The sequence below is a fragment of the Alitiscatomonas sp. genome, assembly GCF_037242085.1.
Taxonomy (GTDB): Bacteria; Bacillota; Clostridia; order Lachnospirales; family Lachnospiraceae; genus Alitiscatomonas; species Alitiscatomonas aceti.
In genome coordinates this window covers 1-13,926 of sequence record NZ_JAXXBR010000113.1, presented here as the reverse complement: position 1 = coordinate 13,926, position 13,926 = coordinate 1, and the positions used below count along the sequence as shown (strand labels likewise).

Annotated in this window: 12 protein-coding genes; all 12 read left to right on the top strand. The window is 57.3% G+C overall.

Annotated elements, in window-relative coordinates:
• The coding region (locus WIH05_RS11750) for a formate--tetrahydrofolate ligase (protein ID WP_337425424.1) at window positions 1-869 on the top strand (869 nt) is incomplete at its 5' end.
• 82 nt (window positions 870-951) lie between these two features.
• Window positions 952-2,421: a UDP-N-acetylmuramoyl-L-alanyl-D-glutamate--2,6-diaminopimelate ligase gene (locus WIH05_RS11745; RefSeq protein WP_022273517.1), complete on the top strand. Its 1,470-nt coding sequence runs from the start codon at window positions 952-954 to the stop codon at window positions 2,419-2,421.
• Entirely contained in the window at window positions 2,422-3,807 is a 1,386-nt protein-coding gene (gene murF, locus WIH05_RS11740; protein WP_022273516.1) for a UDP-N-acetylmuramoyl-tripeptide--D-alanyl-D-alanine ligase, read from the top strand. It begins immediately after the preceding gene.
• A 98-nt stretch (window positions 3,808-3,905) separates the two neighbouring features.
• Window positions 3,906-6,110, top strand: coding sequence for a primosomal protein N' (gene priA / locus WIH05_RS11735; protein WP_337425423.1), 2,205 nt, complete (start codon window positions 3,906-3,908; stop codon window positions 6,108-6,110).
• An 18-nt stretch (window positions 6,111-6,128) separates the two neighbouring features.
• On the top strand, window positions 6,129-6,605 hold the full coding sequence (def, locus tag WIH05_RS11730; RefSeq protein WP_022273672.1) for a peptide deformylase: 477 nt from the start codon (window positions 6,129-6,131) through the stop codon (window positions 6,603-6,605).
• Window positions 6,605-7,534: a methionyl-tRNA formyltransferase gene (fmt, locus tag WIH05_RS11725; protein WP_337425422.1), complete on the top strand. Its 930-nt coding sequence runs from the start codon at window positions 6,605-6,607 to the stop codon at window positions 7,532-7,534. Before def ends, fmt begins: the two co-directional genes overlap by 1 nt.
• A 37-nt stretch (window positions 7,535-7,571) precedes the next feature.
• The gene (locus tag WIH05_RS11720; RefSeq protein WP_337425426.1) at window positions 7,572-8,288 is read left to right on the top strand and encodes a zinc metallopeptidase; all 717 of its coding nucleotides are present in this window, start codon (window positions 7,572-7,574) and stop codon (window positions 8,286-8,288) included.
• Window positions 8,281-9,609 carry a 16S rRNA (cytosine(967)-C(5))-methyltransferase RsmB gene (gene rsmB, locus WIH05_RS11715; protein ID WP_337425425.1) on the top strand — a complete coding sequence of 443 codons (1,329 nt, stop codon included), beginning with the start codon at window positions 8,281-8,283 and terminating at the stop codon, window positions 9,607-9,609. Before WIH05_RS11720 ends, rsmB begins: the two co-directional genes overlap by 8 nt.
• Before the next feature lie 2 nt (window positions 9,610-9,611).
• Window positions 9,612-10,664 carry a 23S rRNA (adenine(2503)-C(2))-methyltransferase RlmN gene (gene rlmN / locus WIH05_RS11710; RefSeq protein WP_337425421.1) on the top strand — a complete coding sequence of 351 codons (1,053 nt, stop codon included), beginning with the start codon at window positions 9,612-9,614 and terminating at the stop codon, window positions 10,662-10,664.
• The gene (locus WIH05_RS11705; RefSeq protein ID WP_022273667.1) at window positions 10,661-11,401 is read left to right on the top strand and encodes a Stp1/IreP family PP2C-type Ser/Thr phosphatase; all 741 of its coding nucleotides are present in this window, start codon (window positions 10,661-10,663) and stop codon (window positions 11,399-11,401) included. Before rlmN ends, WIH05_RS11705 begins: the two co-directional genes overlap by 4 nt.
• Window positions 11,398-13,602 carry a Stk1 family PASTA domain-containing Ser/Thr kinase gene (pknB, locus tag WIH05_RS11700; protein WP_022273666.1) on the top strand — a complete coding sequence of 735 codons (2,205 nt, stop codon included), beginning with the start codon at window positions 11,398-11,400 and terminating at the stop codon, window positions 13,600-13,602. The genes WIH05_RS11705 and pknB overlap by 4 nt, the downstream gene beginning before the upstream one ends.
• A 9-nt stretch (window positions 13,603-13,611) precedes the next feature.
• The coding region (gene rsgA / locus WIH05_RS11695; protein WP_337425420.1) for a GTPase RsgA at window positions 13,612-13,926 on the top strand (315 nt) is incomplete at its 3' end.

The window sequence follows — 13,926 nt, the reverse complement described above, 5'->3', positions numbered from 1 at the left end:
ACGGCGGCCCCTTCGCCAACATCGCCCACGGCTGCAACAGCGTCATGGCCACCAGAACGGCCCTGAAGCTTTCTGACATCACCGTCACGGAGGCAGGCTTCGGCGCAGACCTGGGAGCAGAGAAATTCTTTGATATCAAGTGCCGGAAGGCCGGATTAAAGCCGGATGCGGTGGTCCTGGTAGCCACGGTCCGTGCTTTAAAGTACAACGGCGGCGTTCCCAAGGATCAGCTTTCCACAGAGAACCTGGAGGCCCTTAAAAAGGGTATCGTGAATCTGGAAAAGCACATTGAAAATATCCAGAAATACCAGGTTCCGGTGGTGGTGACCTTAAACTCCTTCTTAACAGATACTCCGGCAGAATACGAGTTCATTAAGAACTTCTGTGAGGAAAGAGGCTGTGAGTTCGCTCTGTCCGAGGTATGGGCCAAGGGCGGCGACGGCGGCATGGAGCTGGCGGAGAAGGTCCTCAAGACCCTGGAGACAAAGGAAAGCCACTTTAAGCCCTTATACGAAGACAGCCTGGGGATCGCTGAGAAGATTGAGACCATTGCAAAGGAGATCTACGGAGCCGGAAGCGTATCCTATTCCCCGGCTGCAAAGAAGGCCATTGCCAAGATCACAGACATGGGCTTTTCTGAGCTTCCGGTCTGCATGGCAAAGACCCAGTATTCCTTATCCGACGACCAGACGAAGCTGGGACGGCCCGAGGGCTTTGAGCTGACGGTCCGCGACGTATATGTGAGCGCCGGAGCCGGCTTCGTGGTGGCCCTGACAGGAGCCATTATGACCATGCCGGGCCTTCCGAAAAAACCGGCAGCCGACAGCATCGATGTGGATGAGAACGGAAAGATCACAGGATTATTCTAAGTAAAAGGAAGAACAGGCGGGGCCCTGGTCCGTATACGGCGGACCCCGCCTGTTTTTGGACTTGACAGAAGGAGAGTGGACAATGAAGATCAGAGACTGGCTTGGAAGACTGGCGTACACCCTGGTACAGGGAAGCCTGGACGAGGATGTGGAGGATGTGGTCTACGATTCCAGAAAGGCGCGGCCCCATACGGTATTTGTCTGCATCAGAGGGAGCGCCAGGGATTCCCATACCTTTATCCCGGAGGTCCTGGAGAAGGGCTGCCGGGTCCTGGTGACAGAAAAGGATGTGACGGTACCCGGGGATGTGACGGTGCTCCGGGTGGAAAACGGACGTCTGGCCCTGGCGGAGCTTTCCGCAGCCAGATTCGGCTATCCGGCCGAAAAGCTGGTGACCATCGGGATCACAGGGACCAAGGGGAAGACCACCACCAGCTATATGGTGAAGGCCATCCTGGAGGCCGCCGGTAAAAAGGTGGGGCTCATCGGCACCAATGGGGCTGTCATCGGCACGGAAAAATATGCCACAGCCAACACCACCCCGGAATCCTATCTGGTACAGGAATATTTTGCAAAAATGGTGGAGGCAGGCTGCACCCATATGGTCATGGAGGTCTCCTCCCAGGCCATGATGCTCCACCGGGTGGGCGGCATCTGCTTTGATCTCGGCCTGTTTACCAATATTTCCCCGGACCATATCGGACCAAAGGAGCACGAAAGCTTTGAGGAGTATCTCTATTATAAATCCAGGCTTCTTACGGTCTGCCGGACCGGCGTTGTCAACCGGGCCATGGACCATTATGAAGAGGTGGTCCGGGATGCTTCCTGTACATTGTATACATATGGCCTGGAGCGCGGCGCAGACTTTACCGGAAGCGGCCTCCATTATGCCAGCGACCACCAGTTCGTGGGCGTGGAATTTGATATGGACGGCGCTTTAAGCGGAAGGGTCCGGGTGGGAATGCCGGGACGGTTCAATGCAGACAACGCCCTGGCGGCCCTTTCTGTGTGCAGTCTGGCCCTGGGAGAGGAGGGACATGATAAAAAGCTCCTCCGTGCCCTGGAAAATGTCCGGGTGGACGGCCGCATGGAGATCGCCCATGTGTCGGAGCGGTGCAGCGTCATTGTGGATTACGCCCACAACGCCATGAGCATGGAAAGCCTTTTATCCACCCTCCGGGATTACAGCCCGAAGCGGCTGGTATGCGTCTTTGGCTGCGGTGGGAACCGGGCAAAGGAGCGGCGGTACTCCATGGGAGAGATCGGAGGAAAAATGGCGGATCTCTGTATCCTCACCGCCGACAACCCGAGGTTTGAGAAGAATGAGGATATCATAAAAGACATCGAGACCGGAATGGCAAGGACCAGCGGAAGGTATCTGGTGATCCCGGACCGGAGAGAGGCCATTTTTTATGCGGTGCACCATGCGGAGCCGGGGGATATGATCGCCATTATTGGAAAGGGCCACGAGGACTACCAGGAGATCGATGGTGTCCGCCATCATTTCCTGGACCGGGAAGTGGTGGAAGAAGCGGTAAAGGAGATAAGATAAATGGAACATGTAACAGTAAAAGATCTGGTCCTTGGAAGCGGCGGCGTTCTGGTTTCGGGGAGTGAGGAAGCGCCTGTCTCCCATATCCGCCTGGATTCCAGGCAGGTGGAGCCGGGAGACCTTTTTGTGCCCCTGCTGGGCGAGCGGGTGGACAGCCACCGCTTCCTTCCCCAGGTGATGGACCAGGGGGCGGCGGCAGTGCTGACCAGCCAGGAGCTTACGCTTCCGGAGGGCGGGGCCGGCTGCGCCGTGATCCGGGTGGAGGATACGAAAAAGGCGCTGCAGAAGATCGGATCCTATCTGCGGGACCGTCTGACCCTGCCGCTGGTGGGCGTTACCGGAAGCGTGGGAAAGACCACAACCAGGGAGATGATCGCCGCCGCCCTGTCGGCCAGATTCCGTGTCTATAAGACCCCGGGGAACAGCAACAGCCAGGTAGGAGTGCCTGTGACCCTGTCAGAGATCACAGAAAATGACCAGGTGGGCGTCATCGAGCTGGGCATGAGCGAGCCGGGAGAGATGACGGTCATTGCAAACATCGCCCGGGTGGACATGGCGGTGATCACCAACATCGGGATCACCCACATAGGCCAGCTGGGCTCCCAGGAAAATATCTTAAGGGAAAAGCTTCACATCACCGACGGCATGAAGGACGGAGGGCTCCTGATCTTAAACGGAGACGATCCTCTCCTTAAAGGTGTCCAGGGCCGGGAGGGCTTAAGGACCGTATACTACGGCACCGGGGAGAACTGTGATTTCCGGGCTGTGGACATCTGCTTTGAGGACGGCTTTCCCTCCTTTACGGCAGTCCATGGAGCAGACCGCCAGAGGGTGCGCTTAAACGTCATGGGGCAGCATAATGTCATGAACGCCATGGCGGCCATGGCCGTCTGCGCGGAATGCGGCATGACCATGGAGGAGGCGGCCAGGGGGCTCCTTACGGGCCAGGGCTTCAAAAACCGCCAGCAGGTCCATGAGACCGGACGGTTTACGATCCTGGACGATTCCTACAACGCCTGCCCGGAATCCATGAAGGCGGCCTTCCAGGTCTTTAAGGAGCTTCACCCGGAAAGGCGCCATGTGGCGGTCCTGGCAGAGATGCGGGAGCTGGGCCGCGAAACAGAAAGCGCCCACAGACAGGTGGGGGTCTTTGCGGCAGAGGCCGGGATCCATCTGCTGGTGACCCTGGGCGCAGAATGCAGGGCGCTGACAGAGGAATTTAAAAAGCGCTCCGGCGCACCTGTGGCAGAGTTTACGGATAAAGACCAGATGACCGCCTACCTGAATCAGGCCTTACAGGACGGGGACTGCGTCCTCTTTAAGGGAGCCAATTCCATGGCGCTTTTTAAGGTGGCGGCCAGATATATGGAAAACAGGCCGGAGTAAAGACCGGAAGACAGAAAGAAAGGGAGGCGGAGGATCTGGAAACAAAGGACAGGACGGCAGGACCGGGAGAGAAGGAGACGGCTCCGGTCTATGCGGATGTGATCATCGACCTTTCGGTCACCAACGTGGACCGGGTCTTCCAGTACAGGATCCCGCCGGAGCTTCTTGGCAGGGTCCGGGTGGGCGTCCGGGTGCTGGCTCCCTTTGGGCGGGGAGATACCCTGCGGAAGGGCTATGTGGTCTCCTTAAGCCATACGCCCTCCTTTGCCTCGGAAAAGCTCAAAGCTCTGAGGGAGGTGGATCCCGGGGCCGTTTCCGTCCAGGAGCAGATGATATGTCTGGCCTGGTGGATGAAGGAACGGTACGGGGCCACCATGAACCAGGCCTTAAAGACGGTGATGCCGGTGAAATCCGCTGTGGCCCCAAAAGAGGAAAAGACCATTGTGGCCCTGCGGTCCCGGGAGGAGCTTTCCGGGCTTTTAAGGGAAGCGGAAAAAAAGAAATATAAGGCCAGGATCCGGCTTTATAAGGCGCTGCTGGAAAACGGGGAGCTGCCGTACCGGCTGACGGCCCAGAAGCTGGGGGTCACAGCGGCCTCCTTAAGGCCCCTGGAGGAAAAGGGGATCTTAAAGATCCGGACCGAGGAAAAAAGCCGGGACCCGGTGAAGGGATATGCTCCGGCTGCGGCTCCTGTGGTCCTCAACGAGGATCAGAAAAGGGCTGCGGCTGCGGTGAAGGCCGCCATGGATGCGGGGGAGGCCAGGACGTGGCTCCTTTACGGGATCACAGGCAGCGGAAAGACAGAGGTGTACATGGAGCTGATCTCCCATGTGCTGGATCAGGGCCGCCAGGTCATCGTTCTGATCCCGGAGATCTCCCTGACGTATCAGACGGTCATGCGGTTCTACCGCCGGTTCGGGAACCGGGTCTCCATCATCAATTCCAGGCTTTCGGCGGGAGAGCGGTACGACCAGCTGGCCCGGGCCGCCAGGGGAGATATCGACATTATGATCGGCCCCCGGTCGGCTCTTTTTACGCCCTTTGAGAGGCTTGGGCTCATCATCATCGACGAGGAGCACGAGGGGGCTTACCAGAGCGAGCTGTCTCCCCGGTATCATGCCAGGGAGGTGGCGGCCATGCGGGCCACCATGAACCAGGCCACCCTGGTCTTAGGCTCCGCAACTCCGTCTGTGGAGAGCTTTTATAAGGCAGAGCGGGGAGAATACGGCCTGCTGACCCTGGGCCGCCGGGCAAAAAAGGACAGCCGCCTGGCCCGGGTCCATGTGGTGGACTTAAGAGAGGAGCTGGCAGAGGGAAACCGGTCCATGTTCAGCCGGAAGCTTAAGGAACTGATGGAGGAGCGGCTTCTGCGGAAGGAACAGATCATGCTGTTCATGAACCGCCGGGGCTATGCAGGCTTCGTTTCCTGCCGTTCCTGTGGGGAGGCCATGAAGTGCCCCCACTGTGATGTGAGCCTGACGTACCACCGGGACGGGATCCTGCGGTGCCATTACTGCGGCCATGAGGTGCGTATGCCAAGGGTCTGCCCGGTCTGCGGCTCTCCTTATATCGCCCCCTTCGGCTCCGGGACCCAGAAGCTGGAGGAGATCACAAAGCGGACCTTTCCCCAGGCCAGGGTCCTTCGGATGGACGCAGACACCACAGCGAAAAAGGGAGCCCACGAGGAGATCCTGGAGGCGTTTATGGAGGGGGAGGCCGATATCCTCATCGGGACCCAGATGATCGTCAAGGGCCACGATTTCCCCAGGGTGACGCTGGTGGGAGTCATGGCGGCCGATCTTTCTCTTTATGCACCGGATTTCCGGAGCTCTGAGCGGACCTTTGAGCTTTTGACCCAGGCATCCGGCCGGGCCGGACGGGGGGAGCTCCCGGGAGACGTGGTGATCCAGACGTATGCGCCGGACCATTTTGCCATTACGGCGGCGGCAGAGCAAGACTACGGCCAGTTTTACCGTCAGGAATTCCTGTACCGGAAAATGATGGGGTATCCGCCGGCAGCGGGCCTCCTCTCCATCCAGCTGAGCTCCAGGAAGGAAGAGGCAGCGGCCGCCGCCATGGAGGATCTCCAGAAATGGATCCGGCGGGAATTTTGCTTTGAGGAGATCTCCGTCATCGGCCCGGTCAACGGTTCTCCGTATAAAGTTAATGATATATACAGAAAAATTTTATATATAAAGAGCGAAAGTTATGATATACTATTAAAAGTCAGAAAGTCTGCCCAGAAGCGGGAAGAGGAAAACGAACGGTATAAAAACGTGAACTTCCAGGCGGCGGTGCAGTAGGAGGAAAGGAAAAAGGACATGGCAATCAGACAGATCAGAGTCATTGGAGACGAAATCTTAACAAAGGCGTGCAAGCCTGTAAAGGAAATGAACGAAAGAACAGAAGAGCTTATCGAGGATATGTTCGAGACCATGTATGAGAACAACGGCTGCGGTCTTGCAGCCCCCCAGGTGGGCATCCGCAAGCGTATCGTGGTCATTGATGTGGACGATGGAAACCAGTACGTGATGATCAATCCGGAGATCCTGGAGACCAGCGGAAGCCAGACCGGGGCCGAGGGGTGCTTAAGCGTACCCGGAAAGAACGGCCAGGTGACCCGGGCGGAGCATGTGAAGGCAAAGGCCCTCAATGAGAATATGGAGGAATATACCATCGAGGCTGACGGCCTCCTGGCCCGCTGCATCCTCCACGAGTGCGACCACCTGGACGGGATCCTTTACGTGGAACGGGTGGAAGGCGAGCTCCACGACAACGATGAAGAGGGTGAAGAATAATGCGTATCGTATTTATGGGAACTCCGGATTTTTCCGTGCCGACTTTGGAATCTCTGGTAAAGGGAGGCCATGAGGTCCTGGCAGTGGTGACTCAGCCGGATAAGCCCAAAGGAAGAGGAAAGTCAGTGCTCATGACGCCGGTGAAGGAAAAGGCCCTGGAGCTTGGGATCCCGGTATACCAGCCGGTAAAGGTACGGGAGCCGGAATTTATGGAGGTTTTAAAGGGACTGGATGCAGAGGTCTTTGTGGTGGTGGCCTTCGGCCAGATCCTTCCTAAGGAGATCCTGGAAATGCCCCGGTACGGCTGTGTCAACGTCCATGCCTCCCTGCTTCCCAGATACCGGGGAGCCGCGCCCATCCAGTGGGCGGTCATTGACGGAGAGGCGGTCAGCGGAGTCACCACCATGCTCATGGACGAGGGGCTGGATACGGGAGATATGCTGGAAAAGGCGGAGATCCCCCTGGATAAAGAGGAGACCGGCGGCAGTCTGTTTGAAAAATTAAGCCTTCTGGGCGGAGAACTGATCCTTTCCACTCTGGAAAAGCTCCAGAACGGGACAGCGGTGCGGACGCCCCAGGGAGAGCCGGACACGCCCTACGCGAAAATGTTAAAGAAATCCATGGGACAGATCGACTGGTCCATGGAGGCAGAAAAGATCGAGCGTCTGATCCGGGGATTAAACCCGTGGCCCAGCGCTTATACATCCTTAAATGGAAAAACCGTAAAGATCTGGGCGGCGGAGGTGGTCCCGGGAAACGGGACCGGAGTTCCCGGACGGGCTGCGGTTTCCAGGGACAGCCTTCTGGTGGAGACGGGAAAGGATCTTCTTTCCATCAAGGAGCTCCAGCTGGAGGGGAAAAAGCGGATGGATACAGCCGCTTTCTTAAGAGGCTTCCAGGTGGAGGACGGTACGGTCCTGGGAGCATAAGACGAGAGGAGATATGCATATGTTAGGCGGTTATGGAATGTATGGATACGGGTACGGCTACCGGCTGGATCCCACGATCTTCCTGGTGCTCATCGGGGTCCTGTTATCCCTCTGGGCCCAGAACCGGGTAAACTCTACCTTTGCGAGATATTCCAGGGTCAGGAGCTTTTCCGGCATGACCGGAGCGGAAGCAGCCAGGCGGCTTTTAAACGCCCAGGGGATCTATGATGTGACGGTGCAGCCGGTGTCCGGGAAACTGACGGACCATTATGATCCCAGGACGAAGGTGGTAAAGCTTTCGGAATCTGTATACAATGCCACGTCTGTGGCGGCCATCGGCGTAGCCGCCCATGAGTGCGGCCATGCCATGCAGCACAACGAGGGCTACGGGCCGCTGCGGTTCCGCAGCGCCCTGGTTCCCGTGGCAAACTTCGGCTCCCAGCTTTCCTGGCCCATGATCCTTCTGGGGATCTTATTCGGAGGCCTGGGTTCCCCGCTGGTCCAGGTGGGGATCCTGATGTTCAGCCTGGCAGTGCTGTTCCAGCTGGTGACCCTTCCGGTGGAGTTCAACGCCTCCAGCCGGGCCGTGCGTCTCTTGGACTCCCAGGGGATCCTGTCCGGGGAGGAAGTGGACGGCACCAGAAAGGTTTTAAAAGCGGCGGCCCTTACGTACGTGGCGGCGGCGGCCGGTTCTATTTTACAGCTTCTGCGTCTTGTGATCCTGTTTGGAGGAAGAGACCGTGACAATGACTAAGACAGATCCCAGGGAGATCACCCTGGATATCCTTCTGGAGGTCCTGGAGGAGGGAAGACTGGGCCACCTGGTGCTGAACCAGGCGCTCCTCAAGTATCAGTATCTGGAAAAGCAGGACCGCTCCTTTATCACAAAGCTGACGGAGGGGACGCTGGAGCGTCTGATCCTTCTGGACGCGGCCCTGGACCGCTTTTCTAAGACAAAAACAGAAAAAATGAAGCCGGTGATCCGGACCATTCTCCGGATGTCGGCCTACCAGATCCTTTTTATGGACCGGGTGCCCGATGCCGCCGTCTGCAATGAGGCGGTGAAGCTGGCAAAAAAAAGAAAATTCCAGGGGCTTTCCGGCTTTGTCAACGGAGTCCTGCGGACTCTTTCAAGGGAAAAGGGAAAGCTGGAATTTACGGATCCGTCGGTGCGCTTTTCCATTCCCGGATGGATGCTTTCCATGTGGGAGGCTGATTATGGAAAAGAAAAGGCGGAGCAGATCTCAGCCTCCTTCCTTAAGGAGCGGCCGCTGACCGTCCGCTTCAACACCAGCCGGGCTTCGGTGGAGGAGATCCTTAAAAGTCTGGAGAGCCAGGGGATCGCTGCAGAGCCCACGGGCTTTCTGGATACAGTGTACTCCATTTCCGGCTACGACCACCTGGAGGCAGTGGAGGCCTTTTATGAGGGCCTTATGACGGTCCAGGATCCCAGCTCCGCCCTGGCGGCCCACCTGGCCGGAATAAAGGCCGGGGACACGGTCCTGGACATCTGCAGTGCCCCAGGAGGGAAGACCCTTCATGCGGCGGATCTTTTAAAGGGGACCGGACGGGTGGAAGCCCGGGATCTGACGGAATATAAGATCTCCCTGGTGGAGCAGAACCTGTTCCGGTGCGGCTTTGCCAATGTGGAGACGAAGGTTTGGGATGCCCGTATCTTCGATCCGGAAATGGAAGAGAAGGCCGATGTGGTCCTGGCAGACCTGCCTTGTTCCGGCCTTGGGATCATAGGAAAAAAGCCGGATATCAAGCTGCGTCTGAAAAAGGAGGATCTGGGGGAGCTGGCATCTCTCCAGCGGGAGATCCTTTCGGCGGCCAGCCGGTATGTGAAGCCCGGCGGTACTCTTTTATACAGCACCTGCACGGTGGACCGGGCGGAAAATGAGGAAAATGCCGCCTGGATCCTGGAAAATCTTCCGTTCCATAAAAAGGACATCACTGGAAGGCTGCCGGGATCCCTGCAGGCAGACTGCCGGGAAAACCAGATCCAGCTCCTTCCGGGGATCCATGGCTGCGATGGTTTTTTCCTGGCGGCATTTGAAAAAAATAGGGAGTAGGTATGGAAAAAAAAGATCTGAAATCCATGGATTTAAACGAGGTCACAGCCTTTGTGACAGAACTGGGGGAGAAGCCCTTCCGGGCAAAGCAGCTTTACCAGTGGATGCACCAGAAGCTGGCCCCGTCCCTGGAGGATATGACAAATCTGCCCAAGGCCTTTCGGGAGCGTCTTCTGGAGCATGGAACGTATACGTCCCTGGAGACGGTCCAGATGCTGGAATCCGGGATCGACGGAACCAGGAAATACCTGTTCGGCCTGGGAGACGGCAACATCATCGAAAGCGTTCTGATGAAATATAAACACGGAAATTCTGTATGTATCTCTTCTCAGGTGGGCTGCCGCATGGGCTGCCGGTTCTGCGCGTCCACCCTGGACGGGCTCACCAGGAACCTGACGGCGGGAGAGATGCTGGACCAGATCTACCGGATCCAGGCCTCCACAGGGGAACGGGTGTCCAATGTGGTGGTCATGGGCAGCGGAGAGCCCTTTGACAACTATGACAGCCTGGTGAAGTTCATCCGGCTTCTAAGCGATGAGAACGGACTGAACATCAGCCAGAGGAATATCACCGTATCAACCTGCGGCATCGTGCCGGGGATCCGGAAATTTGCGGAGGAGGGCTTTTCTGTGACTCTGGCTCTTTCCCTCCACGCCCCCAACGACCAGGTGAGGAAGACCCTGATGCCCATTGCCAATAAATATTCTCTTTCTGAGATCCTTCCGGCATGTAAGGAGTATTATGAAAAGACCGGAAGGCGGCTGACCTTTGAGTACAGCCTGGTCCAGGGAGTCAACGACAATTTAGACGAGGCCCAGAAGCTTTCGTCCCTCATTAAGGACATGCACGGCCATGTGAACCTGATCCCTGTGAATCCCATCAAGGAGCGGGATTACCGCCAGTCGGGCCGGGAGGCCATCGACGCCTTCCGTACATATCTGGAAAAGCAGGGGATCAATGTGACGGTCCGCCGGGAGATGGGCCGCGACATTGGCGGCGCCTGCGGGCAGCTGAGAAAAAGTTATCTGAAAAAGGAAGAGGAGGGAGAGCGATGAATTCCTATGGCCAGACAGACACCGGCCGGGTGCGGAAGTCGAATCAGGATTCGATCTTTCTGTCCGAAACGCCGGTGGGACCGCTTTCCAACCTTTTTATGGTCGCCGACGGCATGGGCGGGCATAAGGCCGGGGATTTTGCGTCCCGGTTCGTGGTGGATACCATGGTCCGCTGTATGGGACTGTACAAAAGCGACAGCCCGGTGACGGCCCTCAGAAAGGCCATCGAAAAGACCAATGAGCTTTTATTCCTGGAGGCCCAGAGGGATCCGGACCGGGAGGGCATGGGCTCTACCCTGGTGGCCGCTACCGTGGACCAGGATACCATGTACGTGGCCAATGTGGGAGACAGCCGCCTGTATCTTTTTAGGGACGGCTTAAGCCAGATTACCAGGGATCATTCCCTGGTGGAGGAAATGGTATCCCTGGGGAAGCTGGAGCGGAACAGCGAGTCTTACAGGTCCCAGAAAAACATCATCACCAGGGCTGTGGGGATCCGGCCTGCGGTGACCGCAGATTTTTTTGAGGTATCCTTAAAAAAGGACGACTGCGTGCTCCTCTGCTCCGACGGGCTTTCCAATATGGCGGAGGAATCCCTGATCGGCAGCATCCTGGCTGCTCCGGCCGCTTTAAAAGAAAAGACAAGCCGGCTGATCCAGGCGGCCAATGAAAATGGAGGGAAGGACAACATCGCGGTCATCCTCATAGAACCTCAGGTAAGCGAGGTGGGCGTATGATATTGAAGGCAGGAACCATGCTCCAGGACCGCTATGAGATCCTGGAAAAGATCGGCTCCGGCGGAATGTCGGACGTCTATAAGGCGAAATGCCATAAACTGAACCGTCTGGTGGCCATTAAGGTCTTAAAGGCGGAATTTACAGATGATGCCAATTTTGTCAGCAAATTTAAGATGGAGGCCCAGGCGGCAGCCGGCCTGTCCCACCCCAACATCGTGAGCATTTACGACGTTGTGGACGAGGGAGATATCCATTTTATCGTCATGGAGCTGGTGGAAGGCATTACCTTAAAAAGCTATATCACAAAAAAGGGACGTCTGGATGTGAAGGAGGCCATCGGCATTGCCATCCAGGTGGCCCAGGGCATTGAGGCTGCCCACGAGCAGCACATCATCCACCGGGATATCAAGCCCCAGAACATGCTGATCTCCATGGACGGCAAGGTGAAGGTGGCGGATTTTGGCATAGCCAGGGCCGTTTCCTCCCAGACCATGAACTCCACAGTGGTGGGCTCCGTCCACTATATCTCGCCGGAGCAGGCCAGAGGCGGATACAGCGATGAACGGAGCGATCTGTATTCCCTGGGGATCACCATGTTTGAAATGGTCACAGGCCGGGTCCCCTTCGGCGGAGACAATACGGTGACCGTGGCCCTGGCCCATCTGGAGGAGCCGATCCCTCTTCCAAGCCTTATGAACCCAGGCGTGACTCCCAGCTTTGAGAGGATCATCTTAAAATGTACAGAGAAAAAGCCCGAGGACCGGTATAAGAATGCGGCTGAAGTGATCAGCGATCTGCGGCGGGCCCTTCTGAACGCAGATGATCCCCAGGTGGGCGCCGAGATCCTCAAAGAGGATCCGCTGTCGGAGACCAGGCCCATCAGCCGGAAGGAGCTGGATCTCATAAAGACCAGGAGCGACGGGCAGCGGGAACAGAAAAAGCCCAGGAATCCCGGAGAGTGGAGAGAGACCGGACCGGGCCATGAAGAAAATCAGGCCAGGAAGGTTCCGGAGGGCCGTGGCGGCAGGCAGAAAGCCCCATCCCGCCAGCAGGACGAGGACAGCGAGACCACTCAGCTGGAAAAGGTCCTGACCGGCCTGGGAGTGGTGGCCGCACTTTTAGTGGTGGTGGTGGTCATCGTATTCTTTTCCCGGCTGGGCGGCCTGTTTACCAGCCCATCAGACAAGGGGACCACAGAGACCCAGGCCTCCCGTGAGACGGAGACGGACGGAGAGCGGGAAACCGAATCTGAAGAGGAAAAGGAGACCACCCTGTCCCAGAAGGAGGTAAAGATGCCGAAGCTGGTGGGAGATACCCAGGAGGAGGCAGAGGCCAAGCTGGACGCCCTGGATCTTACTATGCAGGTGGTCATGAAGAACTCCGATACGGTGGAGAAAGGCGTGGTCATGGAACAGGCTGACGCGCCGGATTCAGTGGTATCCCGGTACTCCAAGGTGGTGGTCACCATCAGCAGCGGATCCGATAAGATCCTGCTGTCGGAGTTAGGGATCGCGGATATGACCCTGGAAACGGCGGTGCGACTTCTGGAAGCCAAGGGCTTAAAGGCCGTGGTGGTGGAAGAGACCAGCGAGGATGTGGAGGCGGGAAAGATCGTCCGCATGGAGCCGGAGGACAAGGCGGCTCTGGGCGATTCGGTGACGCTTTACGTGAGCACAGGGCCGGAGGTGGAGGTAACGCCGGTGCCGGATCTTTATGGAAAGACCGAAAACGAGGCGGCAGCCTTACTGACCGAGGCCGGGCTCCTCACGGGTGAGATCTCCAGGGCCCATGACGCGTCTGTGCCTGCGGGCCAGGTGATCAGCCAGGGCATCGAAAAGGACACGGATGCGGAGCTGGGAACTGCCGTGGATCTGGTGGTGAGCCTGGGGCCGGAGCCGCCAAAGACCCAGTTCCTGGCCTCTCTCCAGGTAACGTATCCCCTTATGATCTCCTTTGGACCTGGAGCGGAATCATCGGAGGTACAGATCCTGATCCGGTTAAAGCAGACCGTCAACGGAAAGGTGACGTACACAAAGCTGGCAGAGCCCAAGGCATATTCCGCCAGCACCATGCTGGATATCCGCCTGGACCATATCCGGGGAGCAGACGGCGTATCCACTGGGGAAGTGGAGATCGTGGACCTGACCAACAACGTTGTCCTCACTTCCTACAACGTAAACTTTGTGGAGACAGAGGTGTAAGAGAGGTTCATGAGAGGAAAGATCATAAAAGGGATCGCCGGGTTTTACTACGTCCATGATGGGATCTCCCAGGTGTACGAATGTAAAGCCAAGGGCGTATTCCGCAGCAGAAAGATAAAGCCCCTGGTGGGGGATGATGTGGAATTTACAGTTCTGGATGAAAAGGAACAGACCGGAAACATCACAGACATCCTGGAACGGAAAAACGAGCTGATCCGCCCGGCGGTGGCAAACATCGACCAGGCCATGATCGTTTTTGCGGTGACGGATCCGGAGCCAAATTTAAATCTCCTGGACCGGTTCCTGGTGACCATGGAAATGCAG